We start from the raw sequence: 19065 nt of genomic DNA on the forward strand, positions 1-19065 counted from the left end.
GTCCGGCAGGGGCCCGGCAGGCGCTCAGGCCCCCCAGTTCCCGGTCTCGATGTGACGTGCGTACACCTCGGCGAGCTGGGTGCGCGAGTCGTCGAGATAGCCGGCGAGCAGTTGTTCGCCGGCCGCGTTGTCGCCTGCCCGCAGGCATTCCAGAATCTGCCGGTTCCGTACGAGATAGGGCTCGTGCAGCCGACGTGGGTCCGCCACCACGTGGAAGGCGAGACGCAGTTCGGCCAGGACGCCGCGCATCAGTTCGTCGGTGCGCGGGCTGCCGGCGAGGGCGACGAGTTCGCGGTGGAAGTGGATGTTGGCCGTCGACACCCCCTTCCACTCCCGTCGGCGGGCCGCCCGCTCGCCGTCGGTGACGGCCTTGTCGAGGCCGTCGAGGGGGAAGGGAGGCGCGCCCAGACCGCGGACGACGGCACATTCGACCAGCCGTCTGGTGCGGTAGATGTCCTCGACGTCCTCGACGGCCAGGACCCGGACGAAGACGCCGCGGTTGAGCTGGTGGACGAGCAGCCGCTCATGGGTCAGCAGCCGGAACGCCTCGCGCAGGGTGTTGCGCGAGACGCCGAGCGCCTTGCCGATGCTGTCCTCCGAAAGGCGCTCCCCCGGCGGGAAATAGCCCTCGGCGATACGGGTGCGGAGGATGTCCGCGACGCGCTCCGCCGTACTGGTGCGGCCCAGCAGCGGGCGGTCGTCCGCCAGCCCTCCGGCCTCGGACTCCGTCGTGCCCACAGCGCCCTCTCTCCCTCGGTTCTCGCCGCGCCGGCCGCTCCTGGTGACGCGCGGTGTCCATCGTAGAAGCAAGAACGAGCCGACATGAGCCTTGTCGGATCGTTCAACAATCCCCTACGGTGACGTCACCGCACGGTCTCAGCGCACTCCTCCCTCCTCCCCTTCTGCGAGGTGCAGATGAGTACCACCCAGGCACAGCCGGAGCAGAACGAACTCCCCGACGACAAGGGGGCGTTCGCCTGGCTGCGCGCCCTCGGGCCGCGCGGCCGCCGCGCGTTCGGCGGAGCGTTCGGCGGATACGCCCTCGACTCCTACGACTTCTTCACGCTGCCGCTGAGCATGGTGGCGATCTCCGCGTACTTCGGTCTCAGCACCGGGCAGACCGGCCTGCTCACGACCGTCACCCTGGTCGTCTCCGCGATCGGCGGCGCCATCGCCGGCATCGCCGCCGACCGCATAGGCCGGGTGAAGGCACTGATGATCACGGTGATCACCTACGCGCTGTTCACCGTCCTGTGCGGGTTCGCCCCCAACTACGAGACGCTGCTGGTCTTCCGTGCCCTCCAGGGCCTCGGTTTCGGCGGCGAGTGGGCGGTCGGCGCGATCCTGGTCGCCGAGTACTCCTCCGCCAGGCACCGCGGCCGTACGCTCGGCGTCGTCCAGAGTTCCTGGGCGATCGGCTGGGCGCTCGCGGTCATCGTCTACACGGTGGTGTTCCAGTACCTGGACCCGGACACGGCCTGGCGCGTGATGTTCTGGACCGGTGCGCTTCCCGCGCTCCTCGTGGTCTACGTAAGGCGCCACGTCAGCGACGCGCCGGAAGCGACCGAACGGCGTCTCGCGAGCAGCAACAAGGGATCGTTCACGGCGATCTTCAAGAAGGACCTGCTGCGCACCACGCTTTTCGGTGTGCTCCTGTCCACCGGCGTCCAGGGCGGCTACTACACCCTCGCCACCTGGGTGCCCACCTACCTCAAGACGGAGCGGGGCCTCAGCGTCGTCGGCACCGGCGGCTACCTGGCGTTCCTGATCTCGGGTGCGTTCATCGGTTACCTCACCGGCGGGTACCTCACCGACAGACTGGGCCGCAAGAAGAACATCGCGCTCTTCGCGTTCCTCTCCGCCGCCTGCATCCTCGCCTACACCAACATCCCGGCCGGGGCGGACAACGTGGTGCTCGTCCTGGGCTTCCCGCTGGGGTTCTGCATGTCGGCCATCTTCAGCGGCTTCGGTTCGTTCCTCAGTGAGCTCTATCCGACGGCGGTTCGCGGGACCGGCCAGGGGTTCACGTACAACACGGGCCGCGCCGTGGGTGCGTTCTTCCCGACCCTCGTCGGCTTCCTGGCGGGCAGCTGGGGAGTCGGGGGCGCTCTCGTCTTCGGTGCCATCGGTTACGGACTCGCCGTAGTGGCGCTGTTCGGCCTTCCCGAGACGCGCGGAAGGGAACTCCGGTGAACGTCACCACGACGGCCAAGAGGCCCCGGGAAGCACGCGATCTGTTCCGCGCAGGGGTCAGCGTGACGACCGCGGGCCTGGACCACCCCGCCGGCGCCCGGCGCCGATCTGCGCACCGGCCTGCCCGGTTGTCGGCATCATGGACCTCGGGCAGCCGGACTTCGGCGATCCCGTCGAACCGCAGCCCGGTGACATTCCGGTGTTCTGGGCCCGCGGAGTGACGCTGCAGGCGGCCGTGACGGCCTCATGTCCGCCCTTCGCGATCACCCACGCACCGGGCCGGATGTTCATCACCGACGCCCGCGGCGAGCAGTTCCGTGTGGCCTGGACAGGAGACGGATCCGTACATGACCTCGGCATCGATCGACCTCAACGCCGACCTCGGGGAGGGTTTCGGGCGCTGGCGGCTGACCGACGACGAACAGCTGCTGTCCGTCGTCACCAGTGCCAACGTCGCCTGCGGCTTCCACGCCGGTGACGCGGCGACCATGCGCCGCGTCTGCGACCTCGCGGCCGAGCGGGGGGTGCGGATCGGCGCGCAGGTCTCGTACCGCGATCTGGCGGGCTTCGGACGACGCTCGATGGACGTCCCCGCGGACGAACTCGCCGCCGAAGTCGCCTACCAGATAGGCGCACTGGACGTGTTCGCGAGGGCGGCGGGTTCGCGCGTCTCGTACGTCAAGCCGCACGGCGCGCTCTACAACCGTGTGGTGCACGACGAGGAGCAGGCCGCCGCCGTCGTCGGCGGTGTACTGCTCGCGGGCGGACAGCGGCCGGTTCTCGGGCTGCCGGGGTCACGGTTCCTCGACATCGCCTCGAAGGCCGGGCTGCCGGTCGTCGCCGAGGCGTTCGCGGACCGCGCGTACACGGCGGAAGGAACGCTCGTTCCGCGCGGGCAGGAGGGCGCCGTCGTCACCGACGAGGTGACGGTCGTCGAACGCTCCGTCTCGATGGTCCGGTCCGGCGTCGTCACCTCGCACTGCGGCAGGCCGGTCGGCGTGCGGGCCCGCTCGCTGTGCCTGCACGGGGACACCCCGGGCGCCGTCGAGCTTGCCCGCCGCGTACGGGAACGCCTGGAGGACGCGGGCGTCCGTGTGGAGGCCTTCGCATGAGTGCCCTGAGGGCGCTGCCGGCCGGCGACCGTGCCCTGCTGGTCGAACTGGGCAGCGGCGAGGAGGCGGAGGCGTTCCACGCCGAGCTGCTGCGCCGCCGCGCGCAGGGCACGCTCCCCGCCGTGCGGGAGATCGTGCCGGCGGCGCGCACGGTACTGCTCGACGGCCTCGACGATCCCGGGGACTTCGCGCAGCGGCTGGCAGGCTGGGAGATCCCGCCGCTCGCGCCGGGCGTCGGGGGCGCGGTCGAAATCCCGGTGCGTTACGACGGCCCCGACCTCGCGGCGGTGGCCGAGCTGTGGGACGTACCGGAAGGCGAGGTGGGGCGGATTCATGCGGCGGCCGTGTTCCGGGTGGCGTTCTGCGGGTTCGCGCCCGGGTTCGGCTATCTGACCGGCCTCGACGAGCGGTACGCCGTACCGCGCAGGGCCACGCCGCGCACGGCGGTCCCCGCGGGCGCCGTCGCGCTGGCCGGCGCGTACACGGGGGTGTATCCGCGTGCCTCCCCCGGCGGCTGGCAGCTCATCGGTTCGACGGAGGAAGTGCTGTGGGACCACACCCGGGAGCCCGCCGCGCTGCTCACACCGGGCACCCGGGTGCGCTTCGTACCGGAGGAGCTGTGACGGACCGGGCTTTCGCGGTCGTACGGGCCGGGGCGCTGACGTCCGTACAGGACCGGGGGCGGCCCGGCCACGCCCATCTGGGAGTGCCGCTCTCGGGCGCGCTGGACCGGCCGGCGAGCGCTCTCGCGAACCGGCTGGTCGGCAATCCGCCGGAGGCGGCCCTCCTGGAGACGACTCTCGACGGATGTGCGGTACGGCCGCGTTGTGCGGTCACCGTGGCGGTCACGGGTGCGCCGTGTCCCGTCACCGTGGACGGGCGCCCCGCCGCCTGGGGCGCGCCGGTGCGCGTGGCGGCGGGATCCGTACTGGAGCTGGGGCATGCGGTGCGCGGCGTACGGAGCTGTCTCGCGTTCGCCGGCGGGGTCGCCGCCGAGCCCGTGCTGGGCAGCCGTTCCACCGATCTGCTGTCGGGACTCGGCCCCGCGCCGCTGACCGACGGTGCGGTGCTGCCGCTGGGGGACGAATCGGGGCCACCGGTGTACGCCGATGCCGTGCCCTGGCAGGGCCCTCCGGAGGAACTGGTGCTGCGGGCCGGCCCCGGGCCCCGTACGGACTGGTTCACCGGGCGGGCGCTGCGCACCCTGGCCACGGCGGTCTACCGGGTCTCCTCCGCGAGCAACCGCATCGGGCTGCGCACCGACGGTCCGCCCCTGGAGCGCGCCGCGGCCGGTGAGCTGCCGAGTGAGGGCATGGTGCTCGGCGCGGTGCAGGTGCCGCCCGACGGGCGCCCCGTGGTGTTCCTGGCCGACCACCCCACCACGGGCGGCTACCCGGTGATCGCCGTCGTCAGGGAACGGGATCTGGCCGCGGCGGCGCAGGCCGCACCCGGCACGCCCCTCCGCTTCGTCCTGACCGGCGGGCGCTGAGAGCCCGCAGGAAAGCCCTCAGGCGTCCTCAGCCGTCCTCAGCCCCCAGGGCGACCGTAGCCGCCCCCGCCGGGCGTACGGACCACCAGCGTGTCCCCCGGCCCGACTTCGGCCGTGTCACACCCCGCCAGCGGCGTGACGGTGCCGTCGGCGCGCTCGACGAAGTTGCTGCCGGTCGCTCCCGGCCCGCCGCCCGCCATGCCGTACGGCGGGACGCGGCGGTGGCCGGAGAGCAGCGCCACCGTCATCGGCTCCAGGAAGCGGATCCTGCGTTCCGCGCCGCGGCCGCCCCGCCACCGGCCGGCTCCCCCGCTGCCTTCCCGCACGGAGAAGCTCTCCAGGCGCACCGGGCAGCGCCACTCCAGCACCTCGGGATCGGTGAGACGCGAGTTGGTCATGTGGGTCTGCACGGCGTCGGCCCCGTCGAATCCGTCGCCCGCCCCCGAGCCGCTCGCCACGGTTTCGTAGTACTGCACGCGGTCGTTGCCGAAGGTGACGTTGTTCATGGTTCCCGAGCCCTCGGCCTGGACGCCGAGCGCGGCGTACAGCGCACCGGTCACCGCCTGCGAGGTCTCGACATTGCCTGCCACGGTCGCCGCCGGGTAGGCGGGCGCGAGCATCGAGCCCTCGGGGACCCGTACCTCCAGCGGTTCGAGGCAGCCGCTGTTGAGAGGGATCTCCTCGGCGACGAGTGTTCTGAAGACGTACAGAACGGCCGCCATGACCACCGACTTGGGGGCGTTGAAGTTCCCCGGCTGCTGCGGTGCCGTTCCGGTGAAGTCCAGCACCGCGCTGCGCGCCTCACGGTCCACCCGCAGCGCCACCTGGATCACGGCCCCGCTGTCGGTCTCGTAGCGGTACGAACCGTCCCGCAGCCCGGCGACGATCCGCCGCACGGACTCCTCGGCGTTGTCCTGCACGTGCTGCATGTACGCCTGGACCACCTCCAGACCGAACTGGTCCGTCACACGGCGCAGTTCGGCGATTCCCTTCTCGTTGGCGGCGATCTGGGCGCGCAGGTCGGCCAGGTTGGTGTCCGGGTCGCGCGACGGGTACGGGGCGGCGGCCAGCAGCTCGCGCGTCTCGTCCTCACGCAGCCTGCCGTCCCTCACGAGAAGCCAGTTGTCGAAGAGAACGCCCTCTTCGTGCACCGTACGGCTGAAGGCGGGCATGGACCCCGGGGTGATTCCGCCGATCTCGGCGTGGTGTCCGCGCGAGGCCACCAGGAAACGCAACGGTCCTCCGTCCGCGTCGAACACGGGTGTCACCACGGTGACGTCGGGCAGGTGCGTGCCGCCGTGGTACGGATCGTTGATCGCGTACACGTCGCCGGGTCGCATGCTCCCCTCATTGCGCCGCAGCACCTCCTTGATGGACTCGCCCATCGAACCGAGGTGCACGGGAATGTGCGGAGCGTTGGCAATCAGGCTGCCGTTCGTGTCGAAGAGCGCGCAGGAGAAGTCCAGCCGCTCCTTGATGTTGACGGAGTGGGCGGTGTTTTCGAGGCGTACGCCCATCTGCTCGGCAATGGCCATGAAGAGGTTGTTGAACACCTCCAGCATGACGGGATCGACGTCCGTGCCGACCGCCGTCCTGCCGGGGCGCGGGCGCACGCGCGTGAGCAGCAGGTGTCCGCGCTCTCCGGCGGCCGCCTGCCAGCCCGGGTCGACCACGGTGGTGGCGTCGTCCTCGGCGACGACGGCGGGACCCTCTACGGTGTCCGTCGGCCGCAGGTCGTCGCGTCGGTACAGCGGGGTGCTCTGCCTGCGCCCTTCCGTGAACATCCGTACCGTCGCACGGGGCGCCGGCGTTCCCGGGCGCGTGTTCCCTCCGGTGGCGTTCCGTGGAACGTACGGTTCGGCCGTGCCCACGGCTTCCACCGAGACGGCTTCGACGACCAGCGGCTTGTCCATGGTGAAGCCGTAGCGTGCGCGGTGGTCCGCCTCGAAGGCCGCGGTCATGTCCGGGACGCCGCCCAGTGCCACCGGCAGGCTCGCGTCCGTACCGGCGTAGCGGATCAGCACGCGCGCGTGGGTGCTGATCGCCGTGTCCGCGATACCGTCGGCGCGCAGTTCCGCACGGGTACGTCCGGCCAGCCGGTCGCACAGTTCGCGTACGCCCCCGAGCGACGCCTCGTCGAGCTCCGCCTCGACCGACTGCTCGCGCATGGCGGTGGCGTCGGCCAGTCCGATGCCGTACGCGGAGAGCACACCGGCCAGCGGCGGCACGATCACCGTGCTGATGCCCAGCGCGTCGGCCACGGCGCACGCGTGCTGCCCGCCGGCGCCGCCGAAGCTGGTGAGGGCGTACCGGGTGACGTCGTGACCGCGCTGCACGGAGATTTTCTTGACGGCGCTCGCCATGTTCAGGACGGCGATGTCGAGGAAGCCCGACGCGACCTCCTCGGGGCTGCGCCGTACACCGGTCGCTTCGGCGACGTCGTCGGCGAGCCGCGCGAACCCGTGGTGCACGGCCCCGGCGTCCAGGGGCTGGTCGCCGTGCGGTCCGAAGACCGCGGGGAAGTGGTCCGGCTGGACACGTCCGAGCATCACATTGGCGTCGGTGACCGTGAGCGGGCCGCCGCGCCGGTAGCAGGCGGGCCCCGGGACGGCGCCCGCCGAGTCGGGACCGACCCGGTAGCGCCGGCCGTCGAAGTGCAGCACGGAGCCGCCGCCCGCCGCGACGGTGTGGATGTTCATCATCGGAGCACGCATGCGTACGCCCGCGACCTGCGTGCCGAAGTCCCTTTCGAACGCGCCGGCGTAGTGCGACACGTCGGTGGAGGTGCCGCCCATGTCGAAACCGATGACACGCTCGAACCCGGCCTGCTGCGATGTACGGGCCATTCCGACGACGCCGCCCGCGGGGCCGGAGAGCACGGCGTCCTTGCCGCGGAAGTGTGCCGCCTCGCGCAGTCCGCCGTTGGACTGCATGAACATCAGGCGGACGCCTTCGAGTTCCTTGGCGACCTCGTCGACGTAGCGGCGGAGGACCGGTGAGAGGTACGCGTCCACGACGGTCGTGTCACCGCGCGGCACCAGCTTGATCAGCGGACTGACCTCGTGCGAACAGCTCACCTGGGTGAACCCGAGCCGACGTGCCTCGGCCGCGACGGCGGACTCGTGCGCGGGATGCCGGTAACCGTGCATCAGCACGACAGCGGCACTGCGGAAACCGTCGCTCCGCGCGGCGCTCAACCGCCCGGTGACGGCGGCGAGGTCCAGCGGCCGTACGGTCGCTCCGTGCGCGTCGATCCGTTCCGGGACCTCGACGACCCGCTCGTACACCGCCTCGGGCAGGGCGATGCGGCGGTCGAAGAGCCGGGGACGGTTCTGGTAGGCGATCCGCAGGGCGTCCCGGAAGCCTTCGGTGACGACGAGCACGGTCGGCTCGCCGCGCCGTTCCAGGAGCGCGTTGGTGGCGACCGTCGTGCCCATCCTCACGGTGTCGATCCGGTCGGCCGGGACCGGCTCGTCCGGCCCGAGCTCCAGCATCAGCCGGATTCCGGCGACGGCCGCGTCCCGGTGGCGCTCCGGGTCGTGCGAGAGCAGTTTGCGGGTGAGGAGCCTCCCGTCCGGGCGTCGGCCCACCACGTCGGTGAAAGTACCGCCACGGTCGATCCAGAATTCCCAGCGCCCGCTCATTCCCTCATTCTGGCAAGGGGCGGCGCAGTCGGCGCGGGTACGGCGGCGAGCGCGGCCGAGAGCGCCCGGGAAGCCCGCAGACCGAGCCGCGCGCCGGTCCCGCGTGCCCCGTGCCGTACCTCCTCGACCGCCAGGCCCAGCAGCTGCGGCGGCAGGCCGGTGGACCGGCGCGTCAGCCGGCCGGTGTCCGCCGTCAGAGGCCGCAGGAGGGCGGCCGCGCGGGTGGGCGGGGGCTGCTCGGGTTCGCGTCCCGGCGGTTCTCCGGTCGCGAGCCCCTCGGCGGCCGGCAGGGCGTGGAAGCGAGCGGCGATCAGCCGGTGCCCGCGCTCGCCCGGGCGCAGCCTGTCCGGGCTCCGGAGGCCGCGGTCGGCCGTCCAGGGCCCCTCGGCGATGTGCAGGTCTACGGCGCCGTAGTGCGCGGAGAGGGCGTGCGCCACGGTGTCGACGGCCCGCTGCCTGCGGGCCGGCGGACGGGCGAGCGGGGCCGGCAGGCCCAGCACGGTCCCGGGGCCGGCAGACAGGCCGTCAGCGGTATGGCGCCGTGGAGGGCGCGGGGGTCCGGTCGGCCGCGCTGTGTACGGCCCGTATGCGCCGCCAGGCGGTCCCTTCCCCGGTGCCCATGTACGTACGCGGGCATAGTCGGCGAGGTCGGTCCGGTGGACGGCGGCGGCCGGGATGCCCAGCCGCGCGGCGGCCGCCCTCCCGCGTACTCCGAGCACGGAGGGGCTGGCCGGGTGGGCGGTGCCGGCCCGGTGGACGGTGAGCGCGGCGGCCACTCGCCGGCTGGGCAGCGCCACGCGCACCTGCGGACAGCGGAAGGGAGGGAACGCGCACCACGGGGCACGGCATTCCGCCGTCGAAGCCGGTGCTCGTACCAGAACCAGAACCCGAACCGGAACCGGAACCGGAACCCGAACCAGAACCCGAACCAGAACCCGAACCGGAACAACCGGAATCTGAATCGGGCCCGGCCGCCCCGGCCGGAGCTGTGACGAGCGGGTCGTGCCCGCGGGCGGCAAGGTGGCGGGCGGAAAGGACCCGGTGACGATGACGGCACGCACACCCGTGTTGTCGTCATGCCGGGAGTGGCCCGGCCGGCTTGGATCTGTCCGGCCGAGGAACGTCCTCTGCGCGTTCGGCCCCCGTGTCCGTCACGCCGCCCCTCGCACCCACTCGGACAGCCGCCGTCACGCCCGATCAGACGGCGGGCGCGTCGGGCCCGATCCTGCTGCGTACGGCGGTCTGCACCTCGGCCTCCTCGGCCGGATCGGCGGCGAGCCGCCGCAGTCTCTCCGCCACGCGCGCGTCGCCGGTCTCGGCGTGCAGCGCGGCCAGTTCTCTGGTGGTCTCCTCGCAGTCCCACAGGCACTCGACGGCGAAGCCGGTGGCGTACGACGGGTCGGTGGCGGCCAGGGCCCGCGCCGCGCGGCCACGCAGGTGCGAGGAGGCCGTCTCCCGGTAGACGTGGCGCAGTACGGGCGCCGCGGCGCAGATGCCCAGCCGCCCCGCGCCGTCCACAAGGGTCCACAGGAGCGATGCGTCGGGCCCGTCCGCCCGTACGGTCTCCCGCAGCGCACCGAGCACGAGCGGGGCGTCCCCGGCCTCGCCCCGGCAGGCGAGCACGCCGGCGGCCGACGCCCCCAGGGCGTCGGGGCGGTGCACCCAGCCGCGGGCCCGGTCCACCGCCTCGGCGCCGCACATCCGCTCGAAGGAGGCGACCGCGGCTTCCGCGACGGTACGGGAGGGGCTCTGCGCCGCCGCCTCGATGAGGTCGAGCGCGGCAGGATCGCGTGATGCGGCGAGGTGGTGCAGGGCGGTGCTGCGCGCGCCGTCCTGGCCGCTGCGGGCGGCCTCGACGATCGCGGGCCGGTCCGCGGGTCCCGCGACGGCCGTCAGGCACCGGGCGGCCGGCACATGGAGCGGCGTACCGCGGTCCAGGCCCTGCTGTGCCCAGTCGAACACCGCCTGGACGCTCCAGCCGGGGCGGGGCCCGGACGGCCGCATCTGCCGCTGCCAGCGGGCGAACGACCCCTGCTCCTGGGCCGCCCGCACGCGGGCGCCGACGCTTTCGCGCGGGTCCTCGGACCACAACCGCCAGGGTCGGGGCTCGAAGGCGTCCCGTACGGCGGAGGCCAGTGCGGCCTCGCCCTCGGGGGTGGCGGGGAACCGGGCGAGCACGGGCAGGGCGAGGCCGCGCAGTCCCGTGTCGTCGTCGCGCAGGGCGAGCTCGTCGAGGGCCCAGGTCCAGTTGGTCCCGGTCCTGGCGTACCGCCGCAGCAGCGCCACGGCGTCGTTCCTGCCGTACGAGGCGAGGTGGCCCAGCACGGCGAGGGCGAGGCCGGTCCTGCCCTCGTCGGTGTCGACGAGGTCCTCGGGGTCGAAGAGGTGCCGCTCGATCGCTTCGAGCCCGCCGTCGAGATCCAGGTAGAGGCGCGCGTAGTACAGGGAGCGGTTCTCGACGTGCCAGTCGTGGCGGGGGTCGTCGAGGACGCAGTGGTTGAGGGCCGCGAGCGCTTCGGGGCGCGGCGCGGCGAGCGCGTGCAGCGTGCCGTCGCCGCGGCCCCGCTGCAGGAGGCCGAGCAGTGTGCCGCTCGGCGCTATGACTGGATCGAACATGGAAAGAGCCTCACATCAAGCTGTCGACGCAACCGGGATACGTGCCGTGCCTAGGCCGCGCGACACCCTGTCCGGTCGTCCGCCGTCGTCTCTTGCCCGTTGTAGACCATCTTCCTCTGCCTCTCGTCGGTGGGCCCGGAGCGGGCCCGTTCACACTCCCGTGGTCCGGCGACTTCCGACGGTCCCCGCGCATGTGAATCCGACGTCATGATGACCCAGCCATTTCGCCGACGCGACCACATTTACGACGCCCGGTCACCGGGCGCCGAACAGCTCCAGCAGGTCCTTCTTGTCGAACATCCGTGCCGTGTCCACGGCCGACGGCGTTCCGGCGGACGGGTCGGCGCCGCCGTCGACCAGCGCGCGGATCACCGCTTCCTCGCCCTTGAAGACGGCGCCGGCGAGCGGCGTCTGCCCCCGGTCGTTGGCCCGGTCCGGATCGGCGCCCCGGCTCAACAGGGCCTGCACGGCGGCGGCGTGGCCGTGATAGGCGGCGAGCATCACGAGGGAGTCGCCCCGGTCGTTGGTGAGGTTCGCGGGCACGCCGGCGTCGACGTACGCGGCGATCGCCTCGGCCTCGCCCCGGCGCGCCAGGTCGAAGATCTTGGTAGCCAGCTCGACCACCTCGGGATCCGGGGTTTCGCTCATCGGACGGACCGCCTTCCACTGCCGTTCACCGCTGTGACCTGTACGTACGACATCGGAGCCGTACGAGTGAATCGCCAGGGTACTGCCCGCCCGCCGACATGACCCGGCCCGGCGGCGGCAAAGATCACGATGAGCGGACCCACATCGGCCACTTCAGTGAAAAATCCGAAAAGTAACCCATTTGCACCTTTTGCCGTATGGCTACATGCTGTGAGCCTGGAAGAACTCATGGTGACTGTCCCCTCGACCAGGAGAACCCCTCATGATCCTGTCCATCTCAGGCGTCGTACTGCTCGGCATCATCGTCTTCCTCTTCTTCCGGAAGGACGGCCTCAAGGCGTCGCACGCCCTCGTCTGCGCGCTGTTCGGCTTCTACCTCGCGGGCACGGCCATCGCCCCGAGCATCAAGGCCGGAGGCGCCAGCCTCGCCGGCCTGCTGGGCGGGATCAAGTTCTGACCTGCCACACCCGCTTCAACACCACCAGGAGACCGAAGTGGCCCGGCGCCCACTCCCCCGCATTCTGAGCAGCAGCAGTGCCCCGATCATCCGCAGCCGCGAGATCGCGCGCACCGCAGCCGACAGCGCCACCGACGTCCTCCATCCGCTGATCACCGTCGCACGGGGTCTTCGGAGGCTGGCCGCCGCCGGCCGGCGCACCTGGGCCGCCACACCCAAGGACCGGCGTGGTCCCGCGCTGTTCCTGGCGGCGGCCCTCGTCCTGGTGGTCGCGCTCATCCCGTACGGACCGCTGCTCGTCCTGATCACGGTGATGGGCGCGGCCGCCTGGAAAGGGCGGCAGCACACCCCCGCGCCCGGACCCGACGAGGGCGAGAAGGACCGGCTCCGGGCCGTCTACGAGGCCCTGGTGCCGCACTTCTCGGTGGCCGAGGACCCCGACCCGCTGTTCACCCACGGCGGCGAGTGGGACAAGGCGTTCCCCGAGTACGCCTTCGACGACGGCCGGCTCGTCCGGCTCCTGGTGCGCTACCCGGCGTACTTCGCCGACGGCGACGCCTCCTCCCGGGCCCGCGTCGAGCAGCTGCTGCACGCCAAGTCGGGCCGCGGCCGCGAGTACCACTTCGCGTGGGACGAGGAGGGCAACCAGCTCCTCATGACGGTGCTCCCCGCGCTGTCCACCGCCATCGCCGCCCAGCGTTTCGTCACCGCCCCGGGCGAGACCGTACTGGGCTTCACCGACGCCGGAGCGGTCCAGCGGACCGTACCGGTCACGGAGGGCGACCGGACGTACAACGCTCCCCCGGTGATCTGGCGGACGGGTCCGCGCTCCACGGAACCGCACCTGCTCGCCGTGGGACACCCGGGAAGCGGTACGACCAGCCTGCTGCGTTCGATCGCCCTGCAGGCCCTCCAGTACGGCGACGTGGTGATCGTCGAGGGCAGCGGCACCGGCGAGTACGCCTGCCTCACCGGACGCGACGGCGTACTGGCCGTCGAATGCAGTGTCGCGGGAGCGCTCGCCAGCCTGGAATGGGCCGCGCACGAGACCGAGCGGCGGCTGATCGCCGCGAACCGCGCCCGCCAGGCCGGACACCCCGCCCCGGAAGACACGAAACGCCCCCTGTGGATCCTGCTGGACCGGCCGAGCGTGTTCGGTCACCTGGCGGCCGCCGACGGGCGCCCCGACCCCCAGCAGCTGCTCCAGGTGCCACTGCGGCACGGCAGGGCGGCGAACGTGACGGTGGTGGTGGCGGAGCAGTTCGACGCCGTGGATGCCCTGAGCGAGACCGTACGCTCCCACACGCGCGCGCGCGTGGTGCTCGGTCCGTCCGCTCCCGGGCAGGTGGAGTCCGTCCTGGGAGAGCCGCCGCACACGACACCGACACGCGACACCCCTCCCGGCCGCGGTTACGCACGGCTCGGCACCGGTCCCGTGATGCGGCTCCAGGTCCCGGCGACACCCGACCCGTACGACGACGCGACGAGCGAGGCGCACCGGCAGGCCGTCACCGACCTGCTTCCCGAGCGCCTGGACATGCCGGAGGCGCGCTCCGGGGAACAGCCCCGGATCCGGCCCCCGGCGCAGGAACCGGAGCCGGTACCCGCCGAGGGCTGACCCGGAAGGCCCGGAGAGCCGGCGGACGCGGGTCAGGCGACGAACGTACGCGGGACCTCGGTGCCGGAGCCGGCTCCGCTCTCCACGAGTCTCGCGGCCGCCGCCAGCCGCACCGCCGCCTCGTCCGCCACCGGCCCCCCGACGGTGAACGGCAGCCGGACGTACCCCTCGAAGGCCCCGTCGACGCCGAAGCGCGGCCCCGAGGGGACCCGTACACCGACGCGCTCGCCCATCTCGGCGAGGCGCGAACCCGACAGCCCCCCGGTGCGGACCCAGAGCGTCAGCCCTCCGCGCGGGACGTCGAATTCCCAGTCGGGCAGCTCCCTGCGCACCGCTTCCACGAGCGCGTCGCGGTTCTCGCGTGCCTGCGTGCGGCGGATCTCCACGGCCTGTTCCCAGCCGCCCGTGCTCATCAGCCAGTTGACGGCGAGCTGTTCCAGTACGGGCGTCCCGAGGTCGGCGTACGCGCGGGCCGCCACCAGGCTGCGGATCACGTCCGGGGCCGCCCGCACCCAGCCGATGCGCATGCCCGCCCAGAAGGCCTTGCTCGCGGAGCCCACCGTCAGGACCGTGCTGCCCGACGGGTCGAAGGCGCAGACCTGCCGCGGCATGGCGACGTCCGCGTCCAGAAAGAGCTCCGTCATGGTCTCGTCCACGACGAGAACGGTCCCGGCCGAGCGCGCCGCGTCGACGAGCCCGCGCCGCTGGTCCTCGTCGGCCAGGGCGCCGGTCGGGTTGTGGAAGTCCGCGACGACGTACGCGAGGCGCGGGGCGGCGTCGCGCAGGACCTGCCGCCATCGCGGCAGGTCCCAGCCCGTGAGCCCTTCGGCCATCGCGACGGGCACCAGCCGGGCGCCCGCCTCGCGCATCAGCTGGAGGATGTTGGCGTACGACGGCGACTCGACGGCGATCCGTTCGCCCCGGCCCGCGAAGAGATGACAGATGGCGTCGATCGCGCCCATGGCGCCGGTGGTGACCATGATCTGCTCGGGCATGGTCGGGATGCCGCGCTCGGTGTACCGGTCGGCGAGCATCTGCCGCAGCGCGGGCAGGCCCGCGGGATAGTCGCCGTGCGTGTGCGCGTACGGCGGCAGCTCCTCCAGCGCGCCCTGGACCGCGCGGGTGAGCCACGGCTCGGGCGCGGGCAGGGAGGCGCAGCCGAGGTCGATCACGGAGCCGAGGGACTCGGGCGGCAGGGGTTCGAGGCCGCGCGCGGGCAGCGGGTTGCCCGCGGGAACGGCAGTCCAGCTGCCCGCGCCCCTGCGCGACTCCAGGAAGCCCTCGGCGCGCAGGGCCTCGTACGCCGCGGCCACAGTGGTACGGCTGACGGCCACGGCCACGGCCAGTTCGCGCTCGGCGGGGAGCCTCGCGGCGACCGGCACCCGCCCTTCGAGCACCAGCAGCCTTATGCCGTCGGCGAGGGCGCGGTACGCCGGCGGCTTGCGCGTACCGGGCCCCTGCGGACGCGCCTGCTGGGCGTTGAGCTGCCTGGCAAGCTGGGCCGCGCCGACCGCCGAAGTCCACTGCGCCATAATTTCCAGTCCACCTAAGTCGAATTGGCCATGGATAGCATCTTCTGCCAAGCCACAGAGTGTCACGCAGCGGTCCACCGCCGCCACTACCTCTATCCAAGGAGCACCTCTTGTCCGGGGAACTCACCCGACGGCTGCTGCAGCTGTACGTCGGTCTGGCGCTGTACGGAGTGAGTTCGGCGGTGCTCGTGCGCGCGGGCCTCGGCCTCGAACCCTGGGGAGTGCTGCACCAGGGCCTCGCCGAGAAGACCGGACTGACGATCGGTGTGGTCTCGATCATCGCCGGTGCCGCGGTCCTGCTGCTCTGGATCCCGATCAGGCAGCGCCCCGGGCTCGGCACCGTCTCCAATGTCGTGGTGATCGGCATCGCGATGGACGGCACGCTCGCCCTCGTGCCCGACGTGCACGGCCTGGCCGGGCAGATCCCGCTGATGCTCGTCGGCATCGTGCTCAACGGCGTGGCGACGGGCCTGTACATCGCCGCCCGGTTCGGGCCCGGTCCGCGCGACGGGCTGATGACCGGACTGCACCGCGTCACCGGCCGCTCCATCCGGCTCGTACGCACCGGGATCGAGGTGGCCGTCGTCGCCACCGGTTTCGCCCTGGGCGGCTCCCTCGGCGCCGGCACCGTCGTCTACACCCTCGCCATCGGACCGCTCGCCCAGTTCTTCCTGCGCGTCTTCGCCGTTCCGGCGCCGGACGCCGGCACCGGGGCCGGGGCCGGGGCCGTCGCCCCCGGTTCACGGGAAGGCGCGACAATCCCCCGGTGAACCGTGACCGGGTACGCCACCCCTATCTGAACCACCCCGCGCCCCTCGCGTTCGCCCACCGCGGCGGGGCGGCCGACGGCCGACGGCCTGGAGAACACCGCGGCGGCGTTCCGGCGCGCTCGTGAAGCCGGGTACCGGTACTTCGGGACGGACGTGCACGCCACGGCGGACGGCCGGCTCGTCGCGTTCCACGACGCGACCCTGGACCGGGCGACGGACGCGCGGGGAAGCATGTGCGCGCTTCCCTGGGACGTCGCCACCCGCGCGCGGGTGGCGGGAAACGAGCCGCTGCCCCTCTTCGAGGAACTGCTCGGAGAGTTCCCCGAAGCCCGCTGGAACGTGGACATCAAGGCCGAGTCCGCTCTCGCACCCCTGGTCGGCCTGATCCGCAGGACCGGCGCGTGGGATCGTGTGTGCGTCGGATCGTTCAACGAGAACCGGGTGGCCGGGGCGCAGCGCCTCGCGGGCCCCCGCCTCGCCCCTTCCTTCGGCACCGCGGGCGTCCTGGGGCTGTGGCTGCGTTCGCGTTCGCTGCCCGCCCCCGTGCGCCGCAGCGCGGTGTGCGCGCAGGTCCCGGAGGCCCGGAGCGGCGTCAGGGTGGCCGATCACCGCTTCGTGCGGACGGCGCACGCCCTCGGCCTCCGGGTCCATGTGTGGACGGTCAACGATCCGGGCCGGATGGCAGCGCTTCTCGATCTCGGCGTGGATGGCATCATGACGGATCACATCGAGACGTTGCGCACGGTGCTGACCGAGCGGGGTGCCTGGGCCTGACCTGTGCCGTCCCGTCCCCGCGACCGCACGGCACGGGGACGAGCGAGGGGGTGCGCGGTGAGCGCTGACGCCGTGGACCGCACCGACGGCGCGGAGGAGGCGGACGGCCCGGACGGGGCGGCCGGCCGCAGGCGCGAGCAACGCGGCTGGTACTTCTACGACTTCGCGTGCTCCGCCTACTCGACGAGTGTGCTCACGGTCTTCCTGGGCCCCTACCTGACGGTGGTCGCGAAGGCGGCGGCGGACGCGGACGGCTTCGTCCACCCGCTGGGCATCCCGGTGCGGGCGGGCTCGGTGTTCGCGTACGCCGTCTCCGTGTCCGTCGTGGTGGCCGTACTCGTCATGCCGCTGGTGGGCGCGGTCGCGGACCGTACGGGCCGCAAGAAGCCACTGCTCGCGGCCGCCGCGTACGTCGGGGCGGGCGCGACGGCGGGCATGTTCTTCCTGGACGGGGACCGCTATCTGCTCGGCGCGTTCCTGCTGATCGTCGCCAACGCCGCCCAGTCCGTCGCGATGGTGCTCTACAACGCCTATCTCCCCCAGATCGCCCAGCCGCACGAGCGCGACAAGGTCTCCTCACGCGGCTGGGCGTTCGGCTACACGTCCGGCGCCCTCGTGCTCGTCCTCGATCTCGTCCTCTACTCGGGACACGAGGGCTTCGGAATCCCTGAGTCCACGGCCGTCCGGATCTGCCTGGCCTCGGCGGGCCTGTGGTGGGGCGCCTTCACGCTCGTACCGCTGCGCCGGCTGCGCGACCGGAGGACGACGGCGAGCGGCACGAGCGGTGGCCGCGCGCCGGGCAGGACCGGCACGGGGTGGCGCCAACTGGTCACCACTGTCAAGGACATGCGCCGCCACCCGCTGACGCTCTCCTTCCTGCTCGCCTATCTGGTCTACAACGACGGCGTTCAGACAGTGATTTCGCAGGCGTCGATCTACGGGTCCGAGGAACTGGGCCTCGACCAGACGACGCTCATCACGGCCGTCCTGCTGGTACAGGTGCTCGCGGTCGCCGGTGCGCTCGGCATGGGCCGGCTGGCCCAGCGGTTCGGTGCCAAGCGCACCGTCCTCGGCTCGCTCGCGGCCTGGACGCTGACGATCGGCGCGGCCTATTTCCTGCCGGCCGGGGAGGCCGCCTGGTTCTACGCCCTGGCCTCGGCGATCGGCCTGGTCCTCGGCGGCAGCCAGGCCCTGTCCCGCTCCCTCTTCTCCCACATGGTGCCGCGCGGCAAGGAGGCGGAGTACTTCTCGGTCTACGAGATGAGCGACCGGGGCATGAGCTGGCTGGGGCCGCTGGTCTTCGGGCTCACCTACCAGCTGACCGGCAGCTACCGGGACGCGCTCATCTCGCTCGTGGCCTTCTTCGCCCTGGGCTTCGCCCTGCTCGTCCGGGTACCCGTGAGGCGTGCCGTGGAGGCGGCAGGAAACCCCGTGCCGGAACGAATTTAGACCTTGAAGTGAAAGGCCGGTAGTGTACGCCTTTGGCCTGCCAGGCGGACCGTTACTGCGCGCTCGGATATCGACAACGCTGGGTGACATCTGCTGCCAGAAGTGACAAACCGGGCACTGGTGGGTACCCAACTTTTGGGAAAAAGCAGCGGCACGACGGGCGACGCATGACCCGCAACGGGAATCTTTACCGCCGACCGGACGTTGACCGGATGACGACGACAGCGACACCTGTCCTGTGGGCGACAAGCCCGGGAGGCACGATTCATGAGTGAGCGAGCTCTCCGCGGCACGCGACTCGTGGTGACAAGCTACGAGACCGACCGCGGCATCGATCTGGCCCCGCGCCAGGCGGTGGAGTACGCATGCCCGAACGGACATCGATTTGAGATGCCGTTCTCGGTAGAGGCCGAAATTCCGCCGGAGTGGGAGTGCAAGGCGTGCGGCGCCACGGCACTCCTGGTAGACGGCGACGGGCCTGAGGAGAAGAAGGGCAAGCCCGCGCGTACGCACTGGGACATGCTCATGGAACGGCGCACCCGCGAGGAGCTCGAAGAGGTCCTGGCCGAAAGGCTCGCGGTACTGCGATCCGGCGCCATGAACATTGCGGTGCATCCGCGGGACAGCCGCAAGTCCGCGTAACGCCCCGGCGTTGCGCCTGACGGCAGTCAGCACAACGGCAAGACGTGGCGGGGCACCGAGCGCAGTGTCGAGGTGGTGTTCGGCAATGTCGCCGACGAGGACGAGCTGCCGGACCACGACC

The 19065-nt window shown here is 72.2% G+C and carries 15 protein-coding genes and 3 pseudogenes; 11 read left to right on the top strand and 7 right to left on the bottom strand.

The genetic code is table 11. From position 1 onward, the window contains the following. Nucleotides 1–24: 24 nt before the first annotated feature. The gene (locus ACWDZ4_RS31460) at nt 25–738 is read right to left on the bottom strand and encodes a GntR family transcriptional regulator (protein WP_451511793.1); all 714 of its coding nucleotides are present in this window, start codon (nt 736–738) and stop codon (nt 25–27) included. 177 nt (nt 739–915) lie between these two features. Between ACWDZ4_RS31460 and ACWDZ4_RS31465 the strand changes: the two genes are divergently transcribed. The 5 genes and pseudogenes from ACWDZ4_RS31465 (at nt 916) to ACWDZ4_RS31485 (ending at nt 4794) form a co-directional block, all read left to right on the top strand. Next, complete coding sequence (locus tag ACWDZ4_RS31465; RefSeq protein ID WP_451511794.1) at nt 916–2193, top strand: MFS transporter; 1278 nt, start codon at nt 916–918, stop codon at nt 2191–2193. Between the two features lie 106 nt (nt 2194–2299). After that, a pseudogene (locus ACWDZ4_RS31470) lies at nt 2300–2518 on the top strand (D-glutamate cyclase family protein); the annotation flags it as partial. 22 nt (nt 2519–2540) lie between these two features. Continuing rightward, entirely contained in the window at nt 2541–3305 is a 765-nt protein-coding gene (locus ACWDZ4_RS31475) for a LamB/YcsF family protein (protein WP_451511795.1), read from the top strand. Beyond that, nucleotides 3302–3928, top strand: a complete 627-nt coding sequence (locus ACWDZ4_RS31480; protein WP_451511796.1) for a 5-oxoprolinase subunit B family protein — start codon at nt 3302–3304, stop codon at nt 3926–3928. Before ACWDZ4_RS31475 ends, ACWDZ4_RS31480 begins: the two co-directional genes overlap by 4 nt. After that, a complete protein-coding gene (locus ACWDZ4_RS31485) occupies nt 3925–4794 on the top strand; it encodes a 5-oxoprolinase subunit C family protein (RefSeq protein ID WP_451511797.1) in 870 nt (289 codons plus the stop codon). Before ACWDZ4_RS31480 ends, ACWDZ4_RS31485 begins: the two co-directional genes overlap by 4 nt. Nucleotides 4795–4832: 38 nt before the next feature. Here ACWDZ4_RS31485 and ACWDZ4_RS31490 read toward each other — a convergent pair whose 3' ends face one another. From ACWDZ4_RS31490 to ACWDZ4_RS31510, 5 genes and pseudogenes are all read right to left on the bottom strand, one after another. Further along, on the bottom strand, nt 4833–8438 hold the full coding sequence (locus tag ACWDZ4_RS31490; protein WP_451511798.1) for a hydantoinase B/oxoprolinase family protein: 3606 nt from the start codon (nt 8436–8438) through the stop codon (nt 4833–4835). Then, nucleotides 8435–8938 (bottom strand): hypothetical protein, encoded by a 504-nt coding sequence (locus ACWDZ4_RS31495; protein ID WP_451511799.1) that lies wholly within the window; start codon nt 8936–8938, stop codon nt 8435–8437. Before ACWDZ4_RS31495 ends, ACWDZ4_RS31490 begins: the two co-directional genes overlap by 4 nt. Nucleotides 8939–8975: 37 nt before the next feature. After that, nucleotides 8976–9470: pseudogene (locus ACWDZ4_RS31500) on the bottom strand (hypothetical protein); the annotation flags it as partial. A gap of 165 nt (nt 9471–9635) precedes the next feature. Continuing rightward, nucleotides 9636–11054 carry a HEAT repeat domain-containing protein gene (locus ACWDZ4_RS31505; protein ID WP_451511800.1) on the bottom strand — a complete coding sequence of 473 codons (1419 nt, stop codon included), beginning with the start codon at nt 11052–11054 and terminating at the stop codon, nt 9636–9638. A 255-nt stretch (nt 11055–11309) separates the two neighbouring features. Beyond that, on the bottom strand, nt 11310–11702 hold the full coding sequence (locus ACWDZ4_RS31510) for an ankyrin repeat domain-containing protein (RefSeq protein WP_451511801.1): 393 nt from the start codon (nt 11700–11702) through the stop codon (nt 11310–11312). A gap of 262 nt (nt 11703–11964) precedes the next feature. Here ACWDZ4_RS31510 and ACWDZ4_RS31515 point away from each other — a divergent pair, with 262 nt between their 5' ends. Together ACWDZ4_RS31515 and ACWDZ4_RS31520 are read left to right on the top strand one after the other, a co-directional pair. Further along, a complete protein-coding gene (locus tag ACWDZ4_RS31515; RefSeq protein ID WP_028814016.1) occupies nt 11965–12159 on the top strand; it encodes a hypothetical protein in 195 nt (64 codons plus the stop codon). 37 nt (nt 12160–12196) lie between these two features. Further along, complete coding sequence (locus tag ACWDZ4_RS31520) at nt 12197–13777, top strand: hypothetical protein (RefSeq protein ID WP_451511802.1); 1581 nt, start codon at nt 12197–12199, stop codon at nt 13775–13777. A gap of 32 nt (nt 13778–13809) precedes the next feature. Here ACWDZ4_RS31520 and ACWDZ4_RS31525 read toward each other — a convergent pair whose 3' ends face one another. After that, nucleotides 13810–15309 (bottom strand): SCO1417 family MocR-like transcription factor, encoded by a 1500-nt coding sequence (locus tag ACWDZ4_RS31525; protein ID WP_451511803.1) that lies wholly within the window; start codon nt 15307–15309, stop codon nt 13810–13812. A gap of 110 nt (nt 15310–15419) precedes the next feature. On the opposite strand from ACWDZ4_RS31525, the gene yczE reads away from it, so the two are divergent. The 4 genes and pseudogenes from yczE (at nt 15420) to ACWDZ4_RS31545 (ending at nt 18944) form a co-directional block, all read left to right on the top strand. Continuing rightward, entirely contained in the window at nt 15420–16079 is a 660-nt protein-coding gene (gene yczE / locus ACWDZ4_RS31530) for a membrane protein YczE (protein WP_451511804.1), read from the top strand. Continuing rightward, nucleotides 16076–16853, top strand: a pseudogene (locus ACWDZ4_RS31535) (glycerophosphodiester phosphodiesterase family protein). The gene yczE and the pseudogene ACWDZ4_RS31535 overlap by 4 nt, the downstream one beginning before the upstream one ends. Nucleotides 16854–16910: 57 nt before the next feature. Beyond that, nucleotides 16911–18302 carry an MFS transporter gene (locus ACWDZ4_RS31540; RefSeq protein ID WP_451511805.1) on the top strand — a complete coding sequence of 464 codons (1392 nt, stop codon included), beginning with the start codon at nt 16911–16913 and terminating at the stop codon, nt 18300–18302. Between the two features lie 267 nt (nt 18303–18569). Further along, on the top strand, nt 18570–18944 hold the full coding sequence (locus ACWDZ4_RS31545; RefSeq protein WP_014044757.1) for an RNA polymerase-binding protein RbpA: 375 nt from the start codon (nt 18570–18572) through the stop codon (nt 18942–18944). The last annotated feature ends 121 nt before the right edge of the window (nt 18945–19065 follow it).

The sequence above is a fragment of the Streptomyces sp. NPDC003016 genome, from assembly GCF_053591455.1.